Origin of the sequence: Mesorhizobium sp. M0037, assembly GCF_040323635.1 — a bacterium.
GTDB lineage: Bacteria > Pseudomonadota > Alphaproteobacteria > Rhizobiales > Rhizobiaceae > Mesorhizobium.
Genome location: NZ_JAMYVB010000001.1, coordinates 546,340 through 571,099, shown reverse-complemented (window position 1 = coordinate 571,099; position 24,760 = coordinate 546,340). Strand labels below are relative to the sequence as shown.

At 63.2% G+C, this 24,760-nt stretch carries 28 protein-coding genes; 8 read left to right on the top strand and 20 right to left on the bottom strand.

The genetic code is table 11. The annotated features are described in order from the left end of the window. From NKJ78_RS02980 to NKJ78_RS02970, 3 genes are read right to left on the bottom strand one after another with little or no spacing between them, the layout of a single operon-like run. Entirely contained in the window at window positions 1-885 is an 885-nt protein-coding gene (locus NKJ78_RS02980; protein ID WP_352459412.1) for a DMT family transporter, read from the bottom strand. Beyond that, complete coding sequence (locus tag NKJ78_RS02975) at window positions 882-1,490, bottom strand: class I SAM-dependent DNA methyltransferase (protein WP_023694158.1); 609 nt, start codon at window positions 1,488-1,490, stop codon at window positions 882-884. The genes NKJ78_RS02980 and NKJ78_RS02975 overlap by 4 nt, the downstream gene beginning before the upstream one ends. A 28-nt stretch (window positions 1,491-1,518) precedes the next feature. Next, a complete protein-coding gene (locus NKJ78_RS02970) occupies window positions 1,519-1,692 on the bottom strand; it encodes a hypothetical protein (RefSeq protein ID WP_023669054.1) in 174 nt (57 codons plus the stop codon). 104 nt (window positions 1,693-1,796) lie between these two features. Between NKJ78_RS02970 and NKJ78_RS02965 the strand changes: the two genes are divergently transcribed. After that, complete coding sequence (locus NKJ78_RS02965) at window positions 1,797-2,756, top strand: LysR family transcriptional regulator (protein ID WP_352562336.1); 960 nt, start codon at window positions 1,797-1,799, stop codon at window positions 2,754-2,756. Here NKJ78_RS02965 and NKJ78_RS02960 read toward each other — a convergent pair. The 6 genes from NKJ78_RS02960 to NKJ78_RS02935 all read right to left on the bottom strand — a co-directional run bounded on the left by NKJ78_RS02960 (window position 2,746) and on the right by NKJ78_RS02935 (window position 6,840). Continuing rightward, window positions 2,746-3,252, bottom strand: coding sequence for a DUF2314 domain-containing protein (locus tag NKJ78_RS02960; protein WP_023711464.1), 507 nt, complete (start codon window positions 3,250-3,252; stop codon window positions 2,746-2,748). The genes NKJ78_RS02965 and NKJ78_RS02960 overlap by 11 nt on opposite strands. 152 nt (window positions 3,253-3,404) lie before the next feature. Further along, window positions 3,405-4,469 (bottom strand): glycoside hydrolase family 25 protein, encoded by a 1,065-nt coding sequence (locus tag NKJ78_RS02955; RefSeq protein ID WP_352459414.1) that lies wholly within the window; start codon window positions 4,467-4,469, stop codon window positions 3,405-3,407. Between the two features lie 156 nt (window positions 4,470-4,625). Beyond that, complete coding sequence (locus NKJ78_RS02950) at window positions 4,626-4,817, bottom strand: hypothetical protein (RefSeq protein ID WP_023669058.1); 192 nt, start codon at window positions 4,815-4,817, stop codon at window positions 4,626-4,628. A 116-nt stretch (window positions 4,818-4,933) separates the two neighbouring features. Next, window positions 4,934-5,332 carry a GFA family protein gene (locus NKJ78_RS02945; protein ID WP_352459460.1) on the bottom strand — a complete coding sequence of 133 codons (399 nt, stop codon included), beginning with the start codon at window positions 5,330-5,332 and terminating at the stop codon, window positions 4,934-4,936. A gap of 187 nt (window positions 5,333-5,519) precedes the next feature. Continuing rightward, window positions 5,520-6,476, bottom strand: a complete 957-nt coding sequence (locus tag NKJ78_RS02940; protein ID WP_352459415.1) for an alpha/beta fold hydrolase — start codon at window positions 6,474-6,476, stop codon at window positions 5,520-5,522. 115 nt (window positions 6,477-6,591) lie between these two features. After that, on the bottom strand, window positions 6,592-6,840 hold the full coding sequence (locus NKJ78_RS02935; RefSeq protein WP_352459461.1) for a ParB N-terminal domain-containing protein: 249 nt from the start codon (window positions 6,838-6,840) through the stop codon (window positions 6,592-6,594). 169 nt (window positions 6,841-7,009) lie between these two features. Between NKJ78_RS02935 and NKJ78_RS02930 the strand changes: the two genes are divergently transcribed. The 5 genes from NKJ78_RS02930 (at window position 7,010) to NKJ78_RS02910 (ending at window position 12,704) form a co-directional block, all read left to right on the top strand. Further along, complete coding sequence (locus tag NKJ78_RS02930; RefSeq protein WP_023690162.1) at window positions 7,010-8,647, top strand: N,N-dimethylformamidase beta subunit family domain-containing protein; 1,638 nt, start codon at window positions 7,010-7,012, stop codon at window positions 8,645-8,647. Between the two features lies 1 nt (window position 8,648). Continuing rightward, the gene (locus NKJ78_RS02925) at window positions 8,649-10,022 is read left to right on the top strand and encodes an aminotransferase family protein (RefSeq protein ID WP_023690163.1); all 1,374 of its coding nucleotides are present in this window, start codon (window positions 8,649-8,651) and stop codon (window positions 10,020-10,022) included. 10 nt (window positions 10,023-10,032) lie between these two features. Continuing rightward, window positions 10,033-10,962, top strand: a complete 930-nt coding sequence (gene kce, locus NKJ78_RS02920) for a 3,5-dioxohexanoate:acetyl-CoA acetone transferase (RefSeq protein ID WP_023690164.1) — start codon at window positions 10,033-10,035, stop codon at window positions 10,960-10,962. A 204-nt stretch (window positions 10,963-11,166) separates the two neighbouring features. Next, window positions 11,167-11,679: a GNAT family N-acetyltransferase gene (locus tag NKJ78_RS02915; protein ID WP_023690165.1), complete on the top strand. Its 513-nt coding sequence runs from the start codon at window positions 11,167-11,169 to the stop codon at window positions 11,677-11,679. After that, window positions 11,676-12,704, top strand: coding sequence for a histone deacetylase family protein (locus NKJ78_RS02910; RefSeq protein ID WP_023690166.1), 1,029 nt, complete (start codon window positions 11,676-11,678; stop codon window positions 12,702-12,704). Before NKJ78_RS02915 ends, NKJ78_RS02910 begins: the two co-directional genes overlap by 4 nt. Before the next feature lie 4 nt (window positions 12,705-12,708). On the opposite strand, the gene NKJ78_RS02905 is transcribed toward NKJ78_RS02910, so the two are convergent. The 4 genes from NKJ78_RS02905 to NKJ78_RS02890 all read right to left on the bottom strand — a co-directional run bounded on the left by NKJ78_RS02905 (window position 12,709) and on the right by NKJ78_RS02890 (window position 16,129). Then, window positions 12,709-13,971, bottom strand: coding sequence for a cysteine desulfurase-like protein (locus NKJ78_RS02905; RefSeq protein WP_352459416.1), 1,263 nt, complete (start codon window positions 13,969-13,971; stop codon window positions 12,709-12,711). A gap of 52 nt (window positions 13,972-14,023) precedes the next feature. Further along, entirely contained in the window at window positions 14,024-15,091 is a 1,068-nt protein-coding gene (locus NKJ78_RS02900; protein ID WP_023690168.1) for an aldo/keto reductase, read from the bottom strand. A 105-nt stretch (window positions 15,092-15,196) separates the two neighbouring features. Beyond that, window positions 15,197-15,451 (bottom strand): hypothetical protein, encoded by a 255-nt coding sequence (locus NKJ78_RS02895; RefSeq protein WP_156936042.1) that lies wholly within the window; start codon window positions 15,449-15,451, stop codon window positions 15,197-15,199. A 135-nt stretch (window positions 15,452-15,586) separates the two neighbouring features. Continuing rightward, window positions 15,587-16,129 carry a hypothetical protein gene (locus NKJ78_RS02890; protein ID WP_352459417.1) on the bottom strand — a complete coding sequence of 181 codons (543 nt, stop codon included), beginning with the start codon at window positions 16,127-16,129 and terminating at the stop codon, window positions 15,587-15,589. 330 nt (window positions 16,130-16,459) lie between these two features. Between NKJ78_RS02890 and NKJ78_RS02885 the strand changes: the two genes are divergently transcribed. Further along, window positions 16,460-16,624 carry a hypothetical protein gene (locus NKJ78_RS02885; RefSeq protein ID WP_023711473.1) on the top strand — a complete coding sequence of 55 codons (165 nt, stop codon included), beginning with the start codon at window positions 16,460-16,462 and terminating at the stop codon, window positions 16,622-16,624. 76 nt (window positions 16,625-16,700) lie between these two features. Here the strand turns inward: NKJ78_RS02885 and NKJ78_RS02880 are convergent, their stop codons facing one another. Continuing rightward, entirely contained in the window at window positions 16,701-17,207 is a 507-nt protein-coding gene (locus NKJ78_RS02880; RefSeq protein WP_023669071.1) for a DUF1993 domain-containing protein, read from the bottom strand. Between the two features lie 124 nt (window positions 17,208-17,331). Here NKJ78_RS02880 and NKJ78_RS02875 point away from each other — a divergent pair, with 124 nt between their 5' ends. Then, on the top strand, window positions 17,332-18,390 hold the full coding sequence (locus tag NKJ78_RS02875) for a DUF1176 domain-containing protein (protein ID WP_352459418.1): 1,059 nt from the start codon (window positions 17,332-17,334) through the stop codon (window positions 18,388-18,390). A gap of 36 nt (window positions 18,391-18,426) precedes the next feature. Here NKJ78_RS02875 and NKJ78_RS02870 read toward each other — a convergent pair whose 3' ends face one another. The 6 genes from NKJ78_RS02870 to NKJ78_RS02845 form a co-directional block, all read right to left on the bottom strand. After that, window positions 18,427-19,632 carry an epoxide hydrolase family protein gene (locus NKJ78_RS02870; RefSeq protein WP_352459419.1) on the bottom strand — a complete coding sequence of 402 codons (1,206 nt, stop codon included), beginning with the start codon at window positions 19,630-19,632 and terminating at the stop codon, window positions 18,427-18,429. A gap of 74 nt (window positions 19,633-19,706) precedes the next feature. Further along, window positions 19,707-20,618 carry an alpha/beta hydrolase gene (locus NKJ78_RS02865; RefSeq protein WP_245260652.1) on the bottom strand — a complete coding sequence of 304 codons (912 nt, stop codon included), beginning with the start codon at window positions 20,616-20,618 and terminating at the stop codon, window positions 19,707-19,709. A gap of 185 nt (window positions 20,619-20,803) precedes the next feature. Beyond that, complete coding sequence (locus NKJ78_RS02860) at window positions 20,804-22,414, bottom strand: NTP transferase domain-containing protein (RefSeq protein ID WP_023726915.1); 1,611 nt, start codon at window positions 22,412-22,414, stop codon at window positions 20,804-20,806. After that, window positions 22,411-23,115, bottom strand: coding sequence for an XdhC family protein (locus NKJ78_RS02855; protein ID WP_023748573.1), 705 nt, complete (start codon window positions 23,113-23,115; stop codon window positions 22,411-22,413). The genes NKJ78_RS02860 and NKJ78_RS02855 overlap by 4 nt, the downstream gene beginning before the upstream one ends. 2 nt (window positions 23,116-23,117) lie before the next feature. After that, the gene (locus NKJ78_RS02850) at window positions 23,118-23,456 is read right to left on the bottom strand and encodes an XdhC family protein (RefSeq protein WP_023700845.1); all 339 of its coding nucleotides are present in this window, start codon (window positions 23,454-23,456) and stop codon (window positions 23,118-23,120) included. A gap of 57 nt (window positions 23,457-23,513) precedes the next feature. Beyond that, on the bottom strand, window positions 23,514-24,758 hold the full coding sequence (locus tag NKJ78_RS02845; RefSeq protein WP_352459421.1) for a vWA domain-containing protein: 1,245 nt from the start codon (window positions 24,756-24,758) through the stop codon (window positions 23,514-23,516). Window positions 24,759-24,760 lie beyond the last annotated feature (2 nt).

The window sequence follows — 24,760 nt, the reverse complement described above, 5'->3', positions numbered from 1 at the left end:
TCAACTTGCCGAGGTCGCGGACACGGACGGTTCTGGCGGAGCGCGCCACGTGCCGAGATATGATCCGCACAGGATGAGCGCGAAGGCCGCGACAATGCCGATATCGAGCGGCTCCGAAAGGACGAGCACGCCGGCTGCCACGGAGACGGCGGGCGCCACATAAGTGATGACGACCGCCCGTTCGGGGCCGATCTCCCGCACCAGCAGGAAATAGGTGGCGAAGGCAATCGCCGTGCAAAACACGCCAAGACCGAGGATTGCGCCAACCACCGTTGTCGACGGCATGGCCGCCGGCCAGGCCAACGCCGCCGGCACGGCGTAGATCAGCGCGGCCCCTGCCAGACAGACTGCCGTCAGCGAGGTTGCCGGCACATCGTTCAGCCAGCGCGACGCGATGATCGAACCCGAGGCATAGCAGGCTGCGGCCATGAGAATCTCGACGACCGCGAGAAATCCGCCACCCAAGGTCGGCAGCGCCAGCACAAAGACACCGGCAAAACCGAGGAAAAGGCCGGTCCAGCGGCGTATCCCCGGCCGCTCATCCGAACCCATCAGCTTGGAGAGCGCGACGGTTACGGCCGGCGTCATGGCAATCAGCAGCCCGGCGGTGGAACTGTCGATGCTGACTTCGCCATGGGTGATCAGCCCCCATGGCAGGATCATCTCGACCAGACAGAATGCGGCGACCGCCCGCCAATGTGTCTTCAGCCATCCGAAACTGCGCTGGACAAGGACGAAGGGCAGCAGCGCCAGGGCGCCGACGGCTGTTCGGGCAAAGACCAGGAAGGGCACCGACACCTCGGCACCTGCCAGCTTGATCAACAAATAGGGAATGCCCCACAGGAGGCTGAGCAGCACGAACAAAAACAGTCCGCGGCGCGTCATGACGGCCTCACAGCCAGAAAGGTGGTCCACTCTTCGCGATCGCGGCCGACGTTGAATTCGTCTCCGACAAGGACCAGCCCGGCGTTTTCGAGGCGGGCCGCGAAGTCGTCCCTGCGCCAGTAGACCGTATGATATTCGCCGCTCTTCTCGCCATCGCCAATGCGCATCGAGACGAGGAAGGCGCCGCCCGGCCGCAGCGACCCGGCAATCTTGGCAAGCACCTGGTCGGCCTGCTCGCGCGGCACGTGGATCAGGACGCACAATGCGAGCACCGCGTCGTAGGGGCCGCCGAGATCGTCGGTGATGAGATCGAGAAACTCACCATGCTTGCCGCGTGCGGCCTGCAACTCGAGAAACCGCTTCGTTGCGTCTGTGCGCCGAACCTGGACACCGAGCCCTTCGACGAAGTCCGCATCGTATCCGGGTCCCGAACCGACTTCCAGAATCCGGCCACCTTTGCCGGCGATCTTCACCAGGCGCTTCAGCCATTTCTGTTCTCTTTGGTTCGGAACGTGCCGCACCAGAGCGTCGTAGCGTTCGGCATAGTCCTCATAGGCGTTGATCGTTTGTCGGCTCTTCGCCAGATCCTCGGATAACACAGTCATCTTTCCCTCCCCTGGTCAAAGAGCTTGCTTAGCCAATGGTGCCGGGAGGCACGCGTCCGTCAAGCATACCGATATCCCTGAGGAAATGATCCGACAGCGAGCGGCGGTCGAGCAGGCCGCGCTTGCGAGGCCTGAACGGCGCGGTGAAGAGGTCGAGCACCGGGCGGCGAAGCGTGTTGTAGAGAGCGATGGTGGTGGTCATTGCCGTATCCTCCAGGGTTTGATCCGATGAATGCAGCATGCCGTTTTCCGGGCTTGGTTTCCAATCGAACGTCGCGTAGTATGCATCAGCGGGATTGATGCGTCATGAGCTGGGGACTACCACCATTAGGAGCCATCAGGGTCTTTGAAGCCGCGGCCCGGCTGGGCAGTTTCACCAAGGCAGCCGAAGAACTCGGCATGACCCAATCAGCTGCCAGCTATCAGATAAAGGTGCTGGAAGAACGTGCCGGAACGCCGCTTTTCATAAGAAAAACAAGGCAGATCGCGCTGACCGAGGCCGGACAGCAGCTGGCGCCGCACGCAACAGGCGCGTTCTCGACCCTGGCCGACGCATGGGTCGCCACCAAGGGTGGAGCGACCGGCGTGCTGTCGGTGACGACCATGGAAACCTTCGCATCGAACTGGCTGGCCGTATGGCTTGGAACATTCCAGCTGATGCATCCCGACCTTGCCGTGAAGGTGAACACATCGCACGGGCTGGTCGATTTCACGCGCGGCGACATGGATGTCGGCATTCGCACCGGCAGTGGAAATTGGCCGGGCCTGACGGCTCACTATCTGTTCAAGGCGGACTATACGCCGATGCTCAGCCCGAGACTCGCCGAAAGCGTCGGCGGCATCCACCGCCCTGAGGATCTCTACCAACTGCCGCTATGCTGTGCCGACGATCCCTGGTGGGAAATCTGGTTCAAGGCTGCCGGCGTGCCGTTCGAGCCCGATCGCGTCATCGCTGGCCCGAAACTGGGTACGCAGGCCTATGATGCGATGGCGGCGCTGACCGACAAGGGCGCCGCGATCCTGACCAAAAACCTTTACAGCGCCCTGTTGGAAAAGGGCCAGTTGATACAGCCATTCGGCGTGCTTGGATCGGACGGCGACGGCTATTGGCTGGTGCATCTGGAGAGCCGCCGCAACGCGCCCAAAATCAAGGTGTTTCGCGACTGGGTGCTGGCGCAGACGGCAGAGATACGCGAACGCGAAAAGCGCGACAGCCCTCTAGGCACCGCGATAAAACTCGCCCCCGCCTCAACCCTCAGTCCTTGAAGGTCAACCCGTATCTTGCAACCTGTTCCTTCGGCATATCCGCAAGCGCCTGGCGCGTGGTGTAGCCACCATAGATCACCTTGCCGTTCTTGATCATCCAGTCCTCGACGTCGGCCTCGGTCACCGTCATCCTGTCGCCCATCTTGTACTTGTTGCCATTGACCGGGACGTCGGCGAGCAGGCCGATATAGGAGCCGTCGCTGTAGCCGACCAGCTGCAGCCAGATATGCTCGGTGGCGCCGTTCTGGGTCAGCGGGAATTTTACCGTGTAGGTGCCGGGTGTGCCGGCGTCCATCAGTTCGTGGAAGCGCTTGAGGGTCGAGCGGCCGCTGTCCTTGGCGGCCTGCATCGCATTGTCCTCGGTGGAATAGGACACGACGTTCTGCTTCGACTCGGCCAGCGAAGTGCCACTTCCGCCCGGCATGTGGCCGAGCGAGCTGAAAAACCCGTAGCCGACAGCGGCGGCAAGAGCGACAGCCACAACTGGATTGCGCATGGACCCCTCCGAAACCCGATCACGGGCACGTTACCGGAAGGCTGTTGCGATACCGCTAAAGGACACAGTGAGCGGATCGTTAGCGAGACGCTGAAAATTCAACCCAAGGCGCAGCGGCAGGCAGCGCAGGCGCACCGGCACCGGCCTGACGTTCAGTCGGCGTCGGCGACGGTCGTCTGCCCGCCTGCCCATGCCCGCCAGGCGCGCTCGTCGCCATGGAAGACGTTGAGGTCGATGCGGCCGGTCACGCCGTGCGACAGGCCGGAGCCGGAGTACTGCCAGAACAGCCATTTGCGGCCGGGATAGACTTTTGAGGGATGCCGCGCCACGGCGCGCAGCCAGAACGGATAATCGAGAAACGCACCCTTGAGATTGTCGCGATAGAAATCCGGTGCGGTGTAGATGATGGGCCGCTGGCCGTAATGGCGCTCCAGCTTGTCCATGAACACCTTCATCTTTTCCAGCACGGTGGCCCGCGACGGCCGCCGCTTGCAGGAAGATTCGCCGTTCCACTCGACATCGATTACCGGTGGCAGCGCGCCTTCGACCCTCGGCACATTGCGGATGAACCAGTCGGCCTGCTCGCCCGCGGTGCGGCACCAGTAGAAGAAATGATAGGCGCCGCGCTTCAGCCCGGCGGCGTCGGCATTGCGCCAGTTCTTCATGAACATCGGGTCGAGATGGTCGCCGCCATCGGTCGCCTTGATATAGGCGAAGTTGGCGCCCTGGGCGCGCAGCTTGCCCCAGTTGACATTGCCCTGCCAGCGCGAGACGTCGACGCCGTGGACGGCAAGGTAGCGTGGCGAAGCCTTGCCGAAATTGATCGGCTTGGCGTCGCGAAAACCGTAGCGGGTGACCGGCGAGGCCAGCATGGCCGGCGCAGCGCGCGTCAACCGCTTCGGCGCAGACATCAGAGCGGCGGGCTCGAGCTGTGGTCTGGTGCTCCCCTGCGGCGTGCCCGCGACGATGGCCTCTTCTTCCTCGACCATGGAAAAGGGCGGCGCATTGTCGGCCACAGCGTTGTCGGCCACCATGTCGGACCGCATCGGCGCGAGGTCGGCGGTCTCCGCCGGAGCCGCTGTGACCGGCGCGCTCGGACGCACTACCGAACTGGTCGTCTCGTTCGACGGCTGCAACCCATCGACGCCCGCTGTGGACGAACAGCCGGCAAGCCACAGCGATGCCAACACGAAACTGACGACGCCTGAAATCCGCATCTGGACCTGTACGCAAAACACAACAGACCGAAGGCAAACAGACGCCGCCGGACAAACCGGCCTCGATTACTAACGAGAAATTACCAACAAAGTTTGAATCAAGTTGTTAGGAATTGGCCCTCTTGTCTTCTCCCCCTGTGGGAGAAGGGGAAGCCCTTACCTTCCCAGCCATTGCTGCATGCAGCTTTTGGCCACCACATGCGCCGGTGGCACGGCGTCGGCGGCCGGGCGGCGGGCACGTTCGAGCAGCAGGCGAACCTGTTCGGGGCGCACGCGGTCACGCTCCATCACGAGGAGGACCATCGGATCGCTCAAAAGCTCGTCCAGAGTGCTGATTCTGTCGCTCATCGGTCGTCTCCTCGATACCGGCCCGCAGACGACAGATAGGCAGGCAATCATGGCCCGCCAATGACGCTTTGCCGGCTATGTCGTGGTTTCGGGATTAATTTCCGGTAAGGCCGGCGTCAGTTCGGAGGCGGCGCGCCTTCATGGTGCGGCAGGCCGTCATCGAGCTGCAGCCAGGGCTGCTTCGAGGCGGTCCACATATGCATTTCCGGCTTGAACAGCGAGGGATCGTCGAGCGAGCCGGTGGTGATGCCGACGATGCCGGCGGAGTCGCGTCGGGAAAACAGCGTGGTGCCGCAAGCGGCGCAAAAGCCGCGCTTGAGGTCCGGAGAGGTGTTGACCGTCGCCACCTCTCCCTCGACCGTGACATCGTCGATGCGAAACAAAAGGCGGGCGTTGAACGCCGCGCCTATGACCTTCTGGCAGCGCCGGCAGTGGCAGACGCGCTGGTTAAGCGGCGCCGCCTCGGAGACGTAGCGCACTGCCCCGCAATGGCATCCGCCCTGGTATTTCGTCATCATTCGAACCCATCGCACTGAAGGTCTCTTGATGATATCGACAGGTACCTTCCGGTCAATTGAAAAGCCCTGATGGCGCCATCGATTGCGCCGATAGGACCAATGGCTGCGCCAAGGCTCCGTAGCTTCGCAGGCACAAAAAAGCCGACCGCCTCTTCGAGACGGCCGGCATGTATTTTCAGGCAAGCTATTTCGTTTCGCTGAGGACTTCGTCCCAGGTCTTCACCTTGGTTTCGCCATTGAGGAAGGGCAGTGCCGCGGCCGTCAGCTCCGGTGCGAAGAAGACGTCGTAGTGGGTGCGATTGGGAATGATGGCCAGCCGGTTCTGCGACAGGTTCTCACGCATCCAGCCGGCATCCTTCAGCCCGCCGCCGATCATCTGGTAGAACCTGATCTCGTGCTCGGGCTTGTACATGTCGCTGTCGCCATAGGCCAGCATGACTGGCATCTTCAGCTTCGCCACATCGGCGGAATAGTCGTAATCCTTGCGCATGAAATTGCCCAGCGCGTCGAGCAGTTTGGGGAAATCGTCGGGACGTGGGGCGACGGCGACGTAGGATTTGTACATCGGCGTGTCCTTCATGAAATCGGCGGCGGCCGCGCTCACCTGCGCCTGCTGGCCGCGCATCTCGTCATAGAAGCCATTGGCGGCGAAGCCGGTCGAGACCAGGACCAGACGTCTCACCGTCTCGGGATGCTGAACGGCCATGCGGAAGGCGACGCCGCCGCCCAGCGAATAGCCAAGCACGTCGACCTTGTCATAGCCGAGCGCCTTGACGATACCAGCCATGTCGTCGCCCATCCCCTCCAGGCTGAAGGGTCGCTCGCCGAGCGCGGTGCGGCCATGGCCCTGCAGGTCGACGGCAATGATGGTGCGGTTTTCCGCCAGTCTAGGCAGCAACGGCGCGAACATGTCGGACGTGCCAAGGCCGCCATGCAGCAGAAGCAGCGGTTCGCCCTTGCCGTAGACGGCATAGTAGTAATTCAGGCCGTCGATCGGCAGCAGGCCGGACTTTTCCGGCTTCGGCATGGCTGTTGCTTCGGTGGTCATGGCGGGCTTGGTCTCCTCTGCATTGGCTGGGCCGGGCGCTGCAAACAAGGCAGCGACCGAGGCAAGAATGGCGAAATAGATTCGTCTGGACATGTCGGTCTCCTCAGGTTCCCCCCAAGGACGAGCGAGCACGCCGCGTGCCGACATGCCCTGCGAAAAAATCCGCGGAAGAATGATCGGTTTGGCTGTTGTCGATCGGTCGCGCGCCTCAGTGGCGCTTGGCTTGCACCAGATAGGCGTCGATCTCGGTCTCGCCGAGCCATTTGGCGGCTTCCAGCCGGTGCAGGCCCTCGACCAGGATGTGGCGCTTGCCGTCATGGCGAACCTGGATCGGCGTCTTCATGCCGTTTTCCAGTATGTCTTCGGCCAGATGCCGGACCGTTTCGGGATGCAGCGTCTTCTTGCGCGCCGTCGGCACGTAGATTTGGTCGACCTTGACCTTCTGCACTCTCAGCATACCGGCTCCCGAGGCGGAAAATGCCGCCTCGCCTGAGATAGTCGGTTTGCCGGGTGCGGCCAAGAGCGGCCAAGCAATTGTGTCGTATGCAATTGCTGGCCCGATCGTTTCCATTTGACGCTTGGCCGGCAGATGGCCGAAATGGCGGCCTGTCACTTTTCCGGTGTTCATGACCCAACTGCCGACCGAATTTCCCGATTTCGGACTGACGCCCGAGCAGCGCCGCGAGGCAGTGCGCGGCCATTACTATGAATGGCCGGGAATGGACGGCGAGCGCGGCGAGATCTGGTGTTATTCCAACCGCTTTTCCTACCGCGCCGGCGAGACCGTGACGCTGCATGTCAGTTCGAGAGTGCCGCGCTTCAGCATTGTCATTGTCCGCGACGGCGGCAGCGAGACAAAAGTCTTCGAGCAAACGGGGCTTTCGGCGCGCTGGCAGGATACGCCCGACCAGTGCTCGGTCGAAGGCTGCGGCTGGGAGGCGTCGTTTCAATTCAGCATCGGCAAGGATTGGCCGTCCGGCGCCTACCGGCTGACGCTGACGGCGGACGGCGGCGACGGCAAGCCGATCCACTGCCACCACCTCATCATCGTCGCGCCCCTGCCCGGCAAAAAGCCCGGTCGCGTGCTGCAGGTGGCGGCGACGGGCACCTGGCTGTCCTACAACACCTGGGGCGGCTCCAACGCCTATCAGGGCATCACCGGCCCGGGCCGCGACCAATATGCGCGCATGGTGTCGACGCAGCGGCCCTGGTGCCGCGGCTTCGTGGTGCTGCCCAAGGATGCGCCGCGCGTGCCGCTGGAGGTTGCGGTGCCGCCGAAAACAGTGCCGCGCTATCCGCACATGGAATGGGCGTACGCCACCGGACATTCGAAGAAATACACCTCCTCCGGCTGGGCGAGCTATGACAGCCACTTCTTCCGCTTTGCCGAGCGGGCCGGCTATGGCGTCGATCTCGCCAGCCAGCACGATTTGCACTTCTCGCCCGAGATTCTCGACGGCTACGACTGTGTGGTCTTCGTCGGCCATGACGAGTACTGGACCTGGGAAATGCGAGACGCCGTCGACAGCTACGTCGAGCGCGGCGGTCATGCGGCGCGCTTTGCCGGCAATTTCATGTGGCAGACCAGGCTCGAGGACGAAGGCCGGCGGCAGGTCTGCTACAAATACCGGGCGCGCGCCGAAGACCCGGCCTATGGCGGCGACGTCACCCGCGCCACCAACTCCTGGGAAGCGCCTGAGATCGGTCGTCCCGGCGCAATGACGTTCGGCCTCAACGCGACGCGCGGCGTCTATGCCGGCTGGGGCGGATGCGCACCGCGCGGCATGCGCGGCTTTCCGGTCTATCGGCCCGAGCACTGGGCCTTTGCCGGCACCGGCATGTACTATGGCGACCTGCTTGGCGCCGACAGTCATGTCTATGGCTATGAGGTCGACGGGCTCGATTTCGAGATCCGCGGCGGCCTGCCCTATCCGACACCGGACAGCGGTGCGCCTGACGGGCTGCAGGTGCTGGCCGTCGGCATGGCGAGCCAGGTCGAGGAAAGCGCCGACATCCCGATCGAGGACCAGTTTCTCACCGACGAGGATGGCCGCTTTACGGCCGAAACGCTATTTGGCGAGGCGACCGACGCCAATCTGGAAAAAGTCAAACGCGGCAACGGCATGATCGTCAATTTCCCGCGCGGCAAGGGCGAGGTTTTCCACGCCGGAAGCTGCGAATGGGTGGCCGGCCTGCTCAGGCAGGATCCGATGGTCGAGCGCGTGACCAGGAATGTAATCGATCGCTACCTCGGAAAGTCCTGACATGCAGAAGCCCTCATCAACTGGTTCAGAAACGCGCGCGCCATCGCACCTGTTCTACCTCTCCAGCCTGCGCCGGCCGCTGATCGACCGCGCCGAAGGCATCTATATGTGGACGCAGGACGGCCGCCGCTTCATCGACGGATCGAGCGGGCCGATGGTCGCCAATATCGGTCACTCCAACCGCAACGTGCTCGATGCCATGAAGCGGCAGATGGACCGCGCCACCTTCGCCTACCGGCTGCATTTCGAGAACGAACCGGCGGAAGAACTGGCGCGGGAGCTCGCCGGCAAACTGCCGGAGGGCATGGACCGAATCTTCTTCGTCTCCGGCGGTTCGGAGGCGACGGAATCCTGCATCAAGCTGGCGCGGCAATGGGCGGTCGCGACCGGCCAGCCGAAGCGCTGGAAGGTTATCACGCGTTTTCCCTCCTATCATGGCGGCACGCTGGGTTCGCTTTCGATAACCGGCGACGATGCGCTGGCCGAAACGTTCACACCGATGATGCGGGTGATGCCGACCGTGCCGGCGCCGACGGCATGGCGCGACCGCGACAATCTTTCGATGGAGCAGCGCGGCGTCCGCTATGCCGACATGCTGGAGGAGAAGATCCAGGCCGAGGGCCCGGACAGCGTGCTCGCCTTCATCATGGAGCCGATCGGCGGTGCGGCGACTTCGGCCCTCGTCGCACCGGACAGCTATTATCCGCGTATACGCGAGATCTGCGACCGCTACGGCATCCTGCTCATCCATGATGAAGTGATGAGCGGCGCCGGCCGCACCGGAAAATTCCTTGGCGGCGACCATTGGAACTGCAAGCCCGACATCGTCGCGCTGTCGAAGGGGCTTGGCTCCGGCTATGCGCCGCTCGGCGCGCTGGCCGCCCCGATGCGGCTGGTCGAGCCGCTGCTGGCGTCGGGCGGCTTCCAGCATGGCCACACCTATGCTGGCAATCCGCTCGCCTGCGCGGCCGGGCTCGCCGTGCTCGGCGAGATGGACCGCCTCGACCTGATCGCCAATGCCGCCGCGATGGGCGACGTGCTGATGGACGGGCTGAAAGGGCTGGCGAAGCGTTTTCCGTTCATCGCCGATGTCCGAGGCAAAGGCCTGCTCACCGGCGCCGAGATGGTTGCCGATCCCGAAACTCTACGGCCGATCGAACAGGGCAAGAAAGCCACGCAGCGCCTGCTCGACCTCGCCTACGAGCGCGGGCTGATCATCTACGGCCGCAGGGTCAAGGGCGGTGTAGACGGCGACAATTTCATGGTGGCGCCGCCGATGATCGTCACGGCTGAAGAGGTCGGCGAGATCATTTCCATCATCGGCGATTCGCTGGAAGTTCTGGCCGCCGAACTCGACCTGCCGGTCGAAGGCTGAGGGCTAAAGAATGGCGCCGAGGAAAGTCATCATCACCTGCGCGGTCACTGGCTCGGTGCACACCCCGTCCATGTCGCCCTATCTGCCGGTGACGCCGGACCAGATCGCGACCGGCGCCATCGCGGCGGCCGAGGCTGGCGCCTCAATCCTGCATCTCCACGCCCGCGATCCCAAAGACGGCCGGCCGACCGCCGATCCTGAGGTGTTCATGCAGTTCCTGCCGCGCATCAAGCAAGCGACCGATGCGGTGATCAACATCACCACCGGCGGTTCGTCGCTGATGACGCTCGACCAGCGGCTGGCGGCACCACTGCGGGCCGAGCCGGAAATGTGCTCGCTCAACATGGGCTCGATGAATTTCGCGCTGTTCCCGATGCTCGACAAGCCAAGGGAGTGGCAGCACGAGTGGGAACCAAAGCTGCTCGAAGCCACGCGCGACACCATCTTCAAGAACACCTTTGCCGATATGGAAGGCGTGCTCGAAAAGCTCGGCAAGGGCTGCGGCACGCGCTTTGAGTTCGAATGCTACGATGTCGGCCATCTCTATTCGCTGGCGCATTTTCGCGACCGCGGGCTGGTGTCGGGGCCGCTGTTCATCCAGTTCGTGCTCGGCATTCTGGGCGGCATCGGTGCCGATCCCGACAATCTCATCCACATGAAGCGCATTGCCGACAAGCTGTTCGGCGACAGCTACCAGTTCTCGGTGCTCGCCGCCGGCCGCCACCAGATGCCGCTGATCTCGATCGCAGCGGCGATGGGCGGCAATGTCCGCGTCGGGCTGGAGGACAGTCTCTACGACGGACGCCAGCTGGCGAAATCCAACGCCGACCAGGTGCGCAGGATACGTGGCATTCTCGATGGCCTGTCGCTGGAGGTGGCCACACCGGCGGAGGCGCGGGAGATGCTGGCGCTGAAGGGTGGGGACCGGGTGGCGTTTTGAGATGATTGAGATGGCGGCGCCCAGTCGCACCCCCCTCTGTCCTGCCGGACATCTCCCCCCCAAGGGGGGAGATTGGATGTCGCCACGGCCTTCGCAAACTTCCAAAGTTGCAGGATGGACTGCAGCGCAGAAACTGCTGATCTCCCCCCTTGAGGGGGAGATGGCCGGCAGGCCGGAGGGGGGTGCCTTGGCATCATACCTCCAGTGACTGCCTCGCCTAAAGTCACCCTCCGCCCCGGCACCATCGACGACGTCGACACCATCCATGCCGCGCTGCTCAAGCTCGGCACCCATATCGGCGCGCATCAGGAGATCACGTCCACTGCCGACGATCTCCGCCGCTACGGCTTTGGCGACAAACCCGCCTTCTCCACCCTGATCGCCGAGATCGGCGGCGATTTTGCGGGGCTCTGCCTGCATTTCCCGATCTTCTCGACATGGATGGGGCGGCCCGGCGTCTATATCCAGGACCTCTATGTCGAGGACCGGTTTCGCGGCCGCAAGATCGGCGAAAGACTGCTGCGCCGGGTCGCGCGCGACTGCCGCCGGGATGGCGGCGCCTATCTCAGGCTGTCCGTCGACACCGACAATGACGGCGCCAAGGCTTTTTATGAGAGACTGGGCATCGCCTGGTCGAGCTACGAGCAGACGCAGAAGATTGTTGGCGATGCCTTTTTCGCCTTTGCCGATGCAGCGCAGGATGGGGACGCGGAATGAAAGCCTTCTTTGCCGAGGAGCAGAAACGCCACGACCCGAAGGCCTTTCTGTCCAGCGGTGCGCCGCAGCCCAATCCCGAACAGCCGGAGCGGGTAGAGCGATTGTTAGCCGGCGCAAAATCCGCCGGATTGATGATCGAGCGGCCCAGGGAACATGGCCTAGGCCCGGTGGCGGCCGTGCATACGCCGGAGTATCTCGCCTTCCTCGAACACATTTTTGCGCGCTGGCAGCGCATCGAGGGCGCATCCGCGGAAGTCATCCCCAACATCCATCCACTGGCCCGCACAGGGTCCTATCCGGCCTCGGCGGTCGGCCAGGCCGGCTACCACATGGCCGACACCGCTTGCCCGATTTCGGCCGAGACCTGGCAGAGCGCGCTGTGGAGCGCCTGGAGCGCGGTCGAGGCGGCTGAAACCGTCATGGCTGGCGCGCCCGCCGCCTATGCGCTCTGCCGGCCACCCGGGCACCATGCCTTTGCCGATGTCGCCGGCGGCTTCTGCTTCATCAACAATTCAGCGGTCGCGGCCCAGGTGTTGCGCAAGCAGGCAGCGCGGGTGGTGATCCTCGATGTCGACCTGCATCACGGCAATGGCACGCAAGGCATCTTTTATACGCGTTCCGACGTCCTGACGGTGTCGCTGCACGCCGATCCGGTGCGCTTCTATCCGTTCTTCTGGGGCCATGCCGATGAGCGCGGCGAAGGTCCGGGCCTCGGCTATAATTTCAACCTGCCATTGCCGCGCAAATCAGCCGACGCGGCGTTTCTGGAGGCCCTCGAAGTGGCGTTCCAGCGTATCCGCGCCTTTTCGCCGGACGCGCTGGTCGTGGCGCTCGGTCTCGATGCGTTCGAGGGCGATCCGTTCGGCGGGCTTTCGGTGACCACGCCCGGTTTCTCGCGGATCGGCGAGGCAATTGCCAAGCTCGGCCTGCCGACGGTTATCGTCCAGGAAGGCGGCTATCTTTGCGACGCGCTCGGCGACAATCTCACGGCGTTCCTCACCGGTTTCGGCGGCAAACAGCGATAGCTGACTAGCGCTGCTGCCTCAGCATGGCGATCACCCGGTGCACGCTTTCCAACGTCTCGTCGATCTCTGCCGCCGTGTTGTAGTGCGCAATACCGATGCGCACGACGCCCTGCTCGGCCGGAATGCCGAGATGGTGGACGATCTCCCAGGCGTAGTTGTGACCCGACCATAGAAAAATGTTCTCGGCATTCATCTGCCGCACGATCGTCTCTGGCACGATGCCGTCGACGGTGAAGGACACGGTCGGCACGCGCTCAATGACACGCTTCTGATCGGTGATGCCGCGGATGGTCAGGCCCTCAATGGCGGACAGCCCATCGATCAGCCTCAGCGCCAGCGGGTTTTCGTAGGCGATCGACACTTCGTATGCCTTTGCGATCTTTTGCCTTCGCGAACCGCCCTCGCCGGCCGCAGCACCGAGTTCGGCGAAGTAATCGACCGCTGCGGTAAGCCCGGCCATCAGTTCGATCTGCGGCGTGCCGAGTTCGAAGCGCTCCGGCAGGCCATTGGAAGAGCAACGGCATTTGTAGGGTTGCAGCGCATCGATGATGTCGCGGCGTCCCCACAATATGCCCATATGCGGGCCGAAGAATTTGTAGGCCGAGCAGATCAGGAAGTCGCAGCCGAGATCCTGCACGTCGACCAGCCCATGCGGCGCGAACTGCACGGCGTCGACATAGACCACCGCGCCGGCCTGTTTGGCGATGGCCGTCAGCGCTTTCACCCGATTGATCGAGCCGGTGAGGTTCGAGGCATAGTTCAGCGCAACGAGTTTTGTCCTGTCGGTAAGCAGAGCGCTGAGCGCCGCCTCCTCGACCCGCCAGCTGTTCTCGTCGAAAGGCAGGAAGCGCACCAAGAGGCCAAGATCTTCGGCCAGTTGCAGCCAGGGCGAGACATTGCCCTCATGATCCATGCGGGTGACGATGATCTCGTCGCCCGGCTTGAAGCCGCGACCGAGCGTGCGCGACATGTGATAGGTCAGCGTCGTCATGTTGGCGCCGATGATTATTTCCTCCGCGCTCGCTGCACCCAGGAAATCGGCCATCGCCTCATGGGCGTCGTCGAACACCTTTTGCGCGGCAAGCGTGGTTTCGAAATAGCCGCCGAGATTGGCGTTGGTGGTGAGGAGGCAGCGCGCCACCGCATCGGCAACCGCCTGTGGCACCTGCGTGCCGGCCGGATTGTCGAGATAGATGCGCCGGCGGCCTTTGTCGGTCAGGTCCAGCGCCGGAAATTTTCCCCTGACGGTCTCGATCGGAAAATCCATTGCTGTCCCCTTCCCCTTGTGTTTTCTACGGAATTCCGCCCGGAGTGCCCGCTTACGGACAAGGATTGCCCACGCGCTGGTGGATCGCGTCGACGGCCTTCTGCATCTCGTCGGTCCAGGTCACGTCGACTGAGGACAGCGCCATCTCGAGCTGGGCAATCGTCGTCGCGCCGATGATGCTGGAGGTAACAAAGGGTCGGCTGGCGACATAGGCGTTGGCGAACAGCGCCGGTTCGAGGCCGAAGGAGCGCGCCAGTTCGTTGTATTCGAGCTGCGCCTCCGCCGCATTTGGCGTCTCGTAGCGCTGGCCGCGGTTGAACAACTGCGAGCGCGAACCCTGCGGCCGTGCGCCATGGTCGTATTTGCCGGTGAGATAGCCCTGCGCCAGCGGCGAATAGGCGAGGAAGCCGACATCCTCGCGCCCGCAGACTTCGGCCAGGTTCACCTCAAAGGTACGGTTGACCAGATTGTAGGCGTTCTGCAGCGAAACGATGCGCGGGCCGACGCCCTTGTCGGCCTCGGCGATGAAGCGCATGACGCCCCAGGAGCTTTCGTTCGACAGGCCGAGATGGCGGATCTTTCCCGCCTTCACCAGTTCCTCGAAGACTGCGAGTGTCTCGGCGATCGGCGTCTCGCCGGGCGGCGCGCCAACGGCATCGGCACGGCGCGGCACAGCACCCACGCGGGTCGGGTTGGCGCCCCAGGGGATGTCGCGCTCCGGCCAGTGGATCTGGTAGAGGTCGAGATAGTCGGTGCCGAGCTTGGCAAGCGATTTGTCGATGGCGTCAAAGATGTCGGCGCGCACCAGTTTTGACGGCCGGTCGCCACGAAACCAGCGGTTGGCGGTGCGGCCGACCACTTTCGAGGCCAGGATGACCTTGTCGCGATTGCCCTTGGCCTTCATCCAGCTGCCGATGAACTTCTCCGTCCGCCCCTGCGTCTCCTCCTTGGGCGGTATCGGGTAGAGCTCGGCCGTGTCGATGAAATTGACCCCGCGCGCAAAGGCCAGATCCATCTGCGCATGGCCATCGGCCTCGGTGTTCTGCTGGCCCCAGGTCATCGACCCCAGGCAGATCTGGGTAACAAGAAGATCGGTCCGACCGAGACGGCGTTTGTGCATGGGGTTTCTCCGGCGGGAGGTTTGCGCGGACGGCGCGGGGAGGAGATTCCAGCATAAAGCAAAGGCTGCGGCTTCTCCAACCCCCTGCCGGCTCCGGGTGGTGCCTCAGTTTGAATTCCTGAGCCACGGGATAGTCGCATGGCATTCACTCTCAGCCGCCTCAGCGGTCTCGTAAAATCCTCCTCCGAAGCTGTTTTCGGAGGGTGCCCAGTAAGCATATCTCTCGTCGAGACCGTGTTCGCCTTCGTACCAAGCGTCCTCACGGAACGTGTAATAAGAAGCTTCACCTACTTCAAATCTGACGATATTGGCCCGTGCAAGCCGATCATCTCGATAGATCGTTTTGAGTACAGTGCTCATCCCAGTCACTTTTTTTGCAAGGTCCGCGCTTTTCCGGCTTTGGCGCAACGCGCGTCCATCTTCTCGCAACGCTCTTTCATCGACCAGGCTGATACACTACTCGGCTCCAACCTTTGCGTGAATTGTGAGAGTGCTCTAACGGCGTGCCCCAGCCAAAGCCCGCCGCTTGGCTTCGTCGATCAACATGTTGGCCACCTGCATGCGGATCATGGCGCGCTGGCGCAGATGCGGCGCGACGCGGTCGGGGTGGTTGGCGAAGGCGAAGCTGCGGCGCATGCGGCCAAGGTCAGCGCTCTTGACGGGATGATCGAGGCCGAGCTCGATGGCGATCGCGTCAGGATCGATCGGCGGCAGCTTCTCCTCGGGCATTGTCTCTTCGCCGGCCAGCGCCAGCTTGGCATGATCGAGAAGGGCCGCGAATTCGGCGGCGAGATCGGCTCCCGCCTCGCGGTATTCGGCGGCGAATGTTTCCCCCGAGACCTTGATGCGGCCGGAATGAAGCTCGTCGGCCACGGAGAGATAGTCGAACGGGATCGACGGCCGCGCGCTCGTCTCTTCCGCCGCCTCATCCTTGTCGGAGGCAACGAACAGATCGTCGAGCAAGGAAGCGAAATCCCGCTTGGCGCCGATGTCAGCCTCCCCCTCGTTTAAGCGTGCGAACAGAGCCGGTCGCAGCATAGAACCGGCTCGTTAAAAATGAATGCCGCTGATCTTAACCAGTTTAGGCGTTTGCGAGGCTTGCGCGGGCCCGGTTGGCGATGTGCAAGACCCAACAAAAAGCCGGACTGCATTTGCATGCAGTCCGGAAATTCGCCAGGAGTGGCGAGGAAAAGCCGGCCATGTGCCAGCGTCTATGCATACGGTGGGGATGCGCCACAAGTTTCAGCGCACGCGGCAATTGTGCCGAAAAAAATTCGCTTGGAATGGCTGCCATGCAAATGCTGCACTGCACAATCTTCACAATTTTCCTATACTCGGCGCCGTGGAGGATCAACAAGGGGCCGAATCATGGGGTTCTTCACTGAAATGTTTGCCCGTCCGCGTCCGCAGGAGCATCTGCGTTATCGTTCCGCACTGGCGTTGCTGCATTCGATGAGCAATGCCGACCGCGCCGACATCGGCATCAAGCCGGCCGACTTCCCGCGCATAGCCCGCGAAATGTCACCGCGTTGATCAAGGCCTTGGCGCCGAACCAGCGTCAAACGAAGTTTCCCGGCAGCGACCGGGAAACCTCGGAATGCCGAATTCGTCAACGATTCCCGAGATAGGCACCCTTGGTCAGCGGCACGCCATTGTGGCGCAGGATGTCGTAAGCCGTGGTCACGTGGAAATAGAAGTTGGGCATGGCGACATGCAGCAGATACTGCATGCCGGGCATCGAGGCTTCGCGCTGGCCAAACTTCAGTTCGACCACCCTTTCATCCGAACCATCGAATTCGGCGGCCGAGAATGACGCCAGCAGATCGAGCGTCTTGGTCAGGCGCGCCTGAAGCTCGGCGAAGGTCGCTTCATTGTCTTCGTATTTCGGCACCTCGCGACGGGCCAGCCGTGATGGCGCGCCCTTGGCGTGGTCGGTGGCGACCTGCACCTGCCTGACCAGCGCGTACATGTCGGGCGCCAACCTCGCGGTCAAAAACACCTGCGGGTCGATCTTGCGCTCGGTTGCATTCTGTTCGGCCGCCGACAGCACGCCGGACAGCGCCTTCAGCCTGGCCGAAAACACCGGCACCGAGGCTTCATACATCGATAGTGTCACGTTCAAATCTCCATTGCGGCTGAAGCGCCGACGGCGGGACGTAGCGCCTTCCCGGAGGATTTTTCAAGCGTCACCACGTCGCCGCAATCTCTATGATAGACTCCTTCGTGGTGGAGATTCTCCGATGAGACGCGTCTTTCTGGCAGCGGCCGCCTTTTGCTCCCTTGCCGCATCCGGCCAGGCTGTGTTCGCCGACGATGAACCGGCAGCCGATGGCCAAGCCCCTTACGTCGATGACAGGTCGGACGCCGCAGCCGTCATCCGCTCGCTCTACAGCGCCATCAACCGGCACGAATTCGCCCGCGCCTGGGCTTACTACGGCGATACCAAGCCGGCAAAGGATTTTGATACCTTCGTCAAGGGCTATGACGGCACCGACAAGGTCGACGTCGAAACCGGCGCCATTTCCGATGAAGGTGCGGCCGGCAGCATCTATTACAGCGTTCCTGTCGCCATCCGCGCCACCGACAAGGACGGCAATGAAGCGGTCTTCGCCGGCTGCTACACGCTGCGCCAGGTCAGCGCTCAGATCCAGGCCCCGCCGTTCCGACCGATCTTTATCGACAAGGGCGCGCTGAAGCCGTCCAAGGCCGATTTCGAGGAGGCGCTGCCGCCAAGCTGTGGTGACGGGCCGCCGCCGCCGAAAAAGGACACCGCACTCGAGCAGGTGAAGAAACTGTTCGCCGCCGATTATGGCGATCAGTGTGACAAGCAATTTCTCGGCGAGGAGCCGAACATCTTTTCGATCAAATACAAGGCAAAGGACGCGGCTGCCAGCGATTTCGACAAGGAAACGCGGCTTTTCGAGTTCTACTGCCAAGCGGCAGCCTATAACGCAAGTTCGGTCTACTACATGACCGACGAAGTATCGGGCGTGCGGCAGTTGCAGTTCACCGAGCCCGAAATGGATATCCGTTACGAGAACAATGACAGCGACGGCAAACTGCTGGGCATGGATATCATCGGCTTCCGCACATCCGGCTGGGCGGCCAATTCCGAATATGACGAAGACGCCAAGACGCTGACCACGTTCAACAAATGGCGCGGCATCGGCGACGCCTCGGACAAGGGGATATACCTGTTCCGTAACGGCGATTTTTCCCTCGTCCAATATGATGTGGACGCGTCTTACGATGGCGAGGAGAACCCGCAGACGGTGGTCGACTACAACACCGCGCCGTAGGGATCTTATCAGGAACCGCCGCGCTCAAGCAGTCCTTCACATTCGCCTTCTCGTTTCAGGCCGGGAACGCATCGGCCGGAAGAAGGCGCGAATGTCCTCGACCAGAAGACTCGGTTCCTCCAGCGCAGCGAAATGGCCCCCTCGCGGCATCAATGTCCATCGCTGAACGTCAAAGACCCGCGCCACCCAGGATCGAGGCGGCATCGGCAACTCGCGAGGGAAAAGCGCTACCCCAAATGGCGGCGAAACGCGTTCCAGCGTCTCGAACGCAAGAGAGAACAGTCGATTCTCCTTGTAGAGCCGCAAGGACGAGGTGAGCGCGTTGCTGAACCAATAGAGCGAAACATCCGTAAGGAGCGTGTCCATGCCGAAGGTGCGCTCCACGTCACCGTCGCAATCGCTCCAGCTACGGAACTTCTCGATCATCCAGGCTGCGAGACCGATCGGCGAGTCTGTCAGAGCATAAGCAAGCGTCTGAGGCTTCGTGCCCTGCAGATGGGCATAGGCGCCCTCCGTTGCCGTCCAGGCCGCGGCCTTTTCCAGAAAGGCCTGCTCCTCAACGGTGACAGATGGCAGACCTGCACCCAAGGGTGGCCGATAGCTCCCGGGAATGTAATTGACGTGGACGCCAAGCACGCTTTCGGAATGGAGCCGTGCCATCCAGGCGGAAACGCCCGCGCCGATGTCGCCTCCTTGGGAAGCGAAGCGGTCGTAGCCGAGCCCGCGCATCAACTGTACCCATAACTCCGCGATGCGGCCGGAATGGAAGCCTGGTTCCGTCGGCGCCTGGGAAAAGCCGTATCCGGGCAAGGAGGGAACTACCACGTGGAAAGCGTCGGCCGGGTCACCACCATGGGCAGCTGGGTCTGCCAGCAATGGAATGACGTGTTCCATTTCGATGAACGAGCCGGGCCAGCCATGCGTCATGATCAGCGGCAGCGGCGCCGGTCCGTTGCCTGGCTGGTGGACAAAGTGGACATCTAGGTTGTTCAGCCTCGTCAGATATTGCGGCAGCCGGTTCAGCCGCGCCTCTTGCACTCTCCAGTCGAAGCGGTCTCGCCAGTAATCCGCAAGGCGCTTGATGAACGGCAGCTCGGCCCCATCGTTCCAGCCCGCTTCGCTTAGCGGAATTGGCCATCGTGTTGCGCTAAGCCGGCGCTGGAGATCTTCAAGTTGTTCGTTCGGAATTTGGATCTTGAAGGGGTGGGCGTCCATCGCTGTGCTTCCGATCTGTTGGATCATATCAGCCTACACCTAAGAGGATATCGGCCGAACCATGATTGCCAAAACCAAGGGGCACCCCTGGGCGATATGCCTCAGGGCGCCTTCGACAGCATCCAGTTCAGCGTTTGGCGCCAGTCGACCATGCGGATCGGCGTGCCATGGGTGCCGGTCTCGAACCGGACGAACCGGGTCGGATAGGCTTTCGAGTTCGCAGTGATGGAGCGGAAGAAGGCTTCCTGCTTCTCCACGGGAAAGACCGGATCCTTGCTGCCTTGGCCGAAGAACACCGGCACATGGCGCCTGTAGGCCGGGCTCGACAGGAAACCGTCATCCCACAGCGAGCCGAGCAGCAGCAGCCCGTTTATGCGCCGTCCCGTATCGTTGCGGCCGGCCAGCTTCCAGCACAGCGCACCACCCATAGAGCCGCAGGCGACGAAAATCTTGGCGTCCGGCGAGGCCTCGGCATAGTGGCCGATCAGCGCCGCGACCTGGGCCGCGCCCTTGTCGCCGAAATCGGTGAAATCGGGTGAGAGATAGAGGCCGCCATTGCCGGCCATCAGGTTCTTGATGCGGTTGAAATTGCCGCCGAAGGTGAAGTCGTCGACGCCCTGCTTGCGGCTGCCGCCCTGCCCGTGCAGGTAAAGCACGATGATGCCGGCGCCTTCGGTCTTACCGACGGCGACATGCCTGACATCGCCGGCATCGGTTTTCAGCATCAAATCCCGCTGCACCTTGCGCACGCCGGTGTCGGTATACTTAGCCTGCACGCGCTTTTCCGGCACCTCGTCGCGGTCGTTGATGTCGCGCATCTCGCGATAGTCGATGACGGTGTAGGCGCCTTTGTCCGTGGACGAGAGCGTCGCCGGATAGGCGAAGAGGTCATCCTTGTAGGGTTTTAGTTCGAGCGCGTCGGCGTGGGCGGCAGAGAACAGGAAAAAGAGCGAAATCAGAAGGCTATGGAGCGCGGCCGCCCCCCTCTGGCCTGCCGGCCATCTCCCCCTCAAGGGGGGAGATTGGATATCACGCCGCCTTCCGCCAATCTTCAAAGCTGCAGGATAGACGCCGCCATCGAGGCTGCTGATCTCCCCCCTTGAGGGAGAGATGGCCGGCAGGCCAGAGGGGGGTAGAAGCGCTGAGGCAAGTAAAGAGAGAGCCATGCTAAAGGCATGCGTTTTTCGGCTTCGCTTTGTCAATCCTGCAGCACGCCGCCGGCGTCTTCCAGCGCCTCGCGGGTGTCGACATCGATCGACGCGCCGTCGCCGATCTCGACGTCGATGACATCCAGTCCCTCGGCCTCGACCAGATGGCGGGCGCCGGTGTCGCCCTCGAGGTGAGCGATGCCTCCAAACAGCGCGCGTGGCAGCAGCACCGGATTGCCGCGGCGGCCGTCATGGGCGGCACGCACCACTGAGCGGCCGCCGTCCCTACGGAAGGCCTCGATCAACCGGTCGAGATCGGCCGATGAGATACCCGGCATGTCGCCGAGTACGATCATGGCGCCGGCCGCCTCGGCTCCAACGCGGGCAATGCCGGCTTTTAGAGACGAGGACAGGCCGTCGGCAAAATCCGGATTGTCGGCGAAGATCACGTCGAGGCCGGTCAAGGCTTGGTGCACCCGCTCACGCTGGTGGCCGGTGACGACAACGGTGCTGGTTGCCTTCGAGGCCAGTGCGCGCTCGACTGTCCGGCGCACCAGCGGTTTGCCGTCGAACAGCGCCAGAAGCTTGTTCGGCCCGCCCATGCGGCTGGAGCGACCGGCGGCCAGAAGCACGATCTCGACCTTCAGCCCGGCTCTCGCCGGCAGCGGCTCGCGCGGCTGCGGCCGGGTCGGGATTTCCATCAAGAGGCCGCCAACGCCCATGCCGGCGATGTCCTTGGCGGTGACGTCGAGGCCGGCGATCAGCCTGTCGAGCACCCAATCGAAACCGTTCTCCTTGGGGCTGCGGGCGCAACCGGGCGCGCCGATGACGCGCTTGCCGTCGAGCGTGCCCAGCACCAGCAGATTGCCGGGATCGACGGGCATGCCCGCGCGGATCACCGTGCCACCTGCTGCCTCGATCGCCGCCGGAACGACATCGTTGAAATCGCTCATCGCCGAGGCGCCGAAGATCACCACCATGTCGTTGTCGCGCGCCAGCGCGGCCGCTGCCTCGGCTACAGGCGCGATCTCGTGCGGCGTGCGGCGCTCCGTCGTCAGCCGGCCGCCGGAGCGTGCCAGCCGGGCCTCGGTGACGCGCAGCGTCTTGTCGAGCACGCTGGCCTTAATGCCGGGCAGCATCGTCTGAATGACGCCGATGCGCACCGGATGGTACGCGTTGACGGCGAAGATCTCGCCGCCGGCGCAGATCTTCGTCACCTTGTCGACCAGAGCCGTGGCAACAGCGAACGGGATGATCTTGACCGTCGCCACCATTTGCCCCGTCTCGACAGGTGCGTGCTGCGCCAGCGTGGCGATGGTGATGGTCGGGTCGACCGCATTGATGGCGTCGATCATGGCGGCATCGACGGTGAAGAGACCGGCGGCCTTGGCATGGAGGTTGACGCGGCCGGTCGCGGCCGGTTTTGCCTCGATGTTGCGGTGGGCCATGCTGGCAGCAATCTTTTCGGCCGCCGCATCCTCGCTGAGGTCATCGGCGGCAAGCACCGCCACGACGATCTCGGTAATGCCGGCCGCCTTCAGCACCGCCACGTCCTGCGTGCTCAGCCTGTGCGCCTTGCGGAAACGCCGCTCGCCCGCCGTCGTGGCATGCGCCAGCACCGCGCCTTGCGCCTGATCGATCGGGATCGGCCCGAACTTCACGCCGCCGCGCCTTTGGCTTCGAGACCGCGCGAGCGAAAGGCGTGGATCGTCTGCGCCAGGATGGCGACGGCGATCTCGGCCGGGCTCGCCGCGCCAATGTCGATACCGATCGGTGCGTGGATGCGGGCGATCTGGTCGGCGCTGGCGCCGAGCGCCAGCAGGCGCTCGACGCGCCTGGCGTGTGTTTTGCGGCTGCCGAGTGCGCCGACATAGAAACAGTTGGCGTCGAGCGCGGCCTTCAGTGCGAAATCGTCGATCTTCGGATCATGGGTGACGGCGGCGAGCGCCGTATAGCTGTCGAGCGGCTGGCGCTTCACCACATCCTCCGGCCATTCGGCATGCAGGGCTACATCGGGAAAACGGTCCGGGGTGGCGAAGGCGGTGCGCGGATCGACGATCTCCAGGGGATAGCCGGCGATCCTGGCCATCGGCGCCAGCGCCTGACTGATATGGACGGCGCCGACTACCACCAGGCGCGGCTGCGGCAAATGCGCGTTGAGGAAGAAGGTGCGCCCTTCAGCCTCGACCGAACCCGAATTGCCGGTGCGGAAAGCCTTGGCGATCGCTTGCCCGAGTTCCCCGGCAACCTGGTCGCCTTCGCGCACGATGCGGTCGCGGCCGTCGCCGAGATCGGTGACCAGGATCGCGGCGCGGCGGGCCCGGCGTTCGGCATTGAGCGTTTTGAGAGCGTAGGGATCCATGCCTAACCAAGCCGCTCCACATAGACCTTGATGCGGCCGCCGCAGGACAGGCCGACCTGCCAGGCGGTTTCGTCGGCAACGCCGAACTCCAGCATCTTCGCTTTCCCCGAGTCGATGACGTCCATCGCCTCGCTCACCACAGCACCCTCGACGCAGCCGCCCGAGACCGAGCCGTGGAAATTGCCTTCGGCGTCGATGACCAAGTGGCTGCCGACCGGCCTCGGCGCCGAACCCCAGGTCTCGACCACCGTGGCGATGGCAACATCCTTGCCGTCCTTCATCCAGCCTTCCGCGATGATCAAGGGGTCGCGGGCCTCATCGAGATAGATGCTGTTGTCCATGATCGCTTGCCTCAAAGTCTGTTTTCTCTGGGAGCCTGTTTTCGGAATCCAATATGGCTATGCGGCGCGCCTGACACCAGCGTCCAGCCAGCGACGCGGATCGACCGAAGCGGCGGATTTCTTGTCCAGCGAGGCGCAGAGGTCGGCCAGCGCATCGAGATTGTGCACCGAGCGGAACTCGTCGACATGAGGCAGCATCGCTCTGACGCCGCGGGCGCGGGCCTCGAAACCGTCGAAGCGCAATAGGGGATTCAGCCAGATCAGCCGCCGGCAGGTTTTGTGCAGGCGATCCATCTCCTCCGACAGGCCGGCGACATCGTCGCGCTCCAGCCCGTCGGTGATCAAAAGCACCACCGCGCCCTGCCCGAGCACGCGGCGTGACCAGTGCTTGTTGAACTCCGCCAGCGTATCGCCGATGCGGGTGCCGCCCGACCAGTCCTTCACCGCCGCCGAGCAGTCGGCAAGGGCGGCATCGGGGTCGCGATGGCGCATCTGCCGCGTGAGATTGGTCAGTCGCGTGCCGAAGACGAAGGTGTGCACGCGCCGCCGTTTTTCGGTCAGCGCATGCAGAAAGTGCAGGAAGATGCGCGTGTACTGGCTCATCGAACCGGAGATATCGGCGAGAACCACCAGCGGCGGATGCACTTCGCGGGCTGAGCGGAATTTCGGCAGGATCAGTTCGCCGCCGGTGCGCGCGGCCGAGCGCATCATGGCGCGTGGATCGATACGGCGGCCATGCAGGTCTGCCTTGAAGCGTCGGGTACGGACCATGTCGAACGGCAGCCGCAGCCGGGCAATCGCCTTCTTTGCGTCTGCCATCTCGTCGGCATTCATCTGGGCAAAGTCCTTGCCGCGCAGCACTTCATTCCCGGAGAAGGTTAGCCGGGCGTCGACTTCGATCTCCGGGATTTCCCTGACCGGCCGATTCTTCTCGTGGCCTTCGAACATGGCCTGGCTGACGCGGTTTTCTGCCGCGCGCGGCTTTTGCTTCCCCTTGGTGTCGGGCGCCACAGGCGAGAACATCGCCAGAAGTTTCTCGATCAGCTCGCGCGATTTCCAGAACAGCCGGAAGGCTTCGTCGAAAACAGGGTGATCCTCGTGCCGCGACACCAGCACGGCATGCAGCGTCCAGTAGAAATCGTCGCGCGAACCGATGCCGGCTGCCAGCACCGCCTCGATCGCATCCTTGACCGAAGCCGGCCCGACCCGCATGCCGGATTTGCGCAAGGTGCGGGCGAAATAGACGATGTTGTCGGCGATGCGCCCGTCTTCCGTCGCCTCTCTGGGTTCGGGCGCCTTCACTT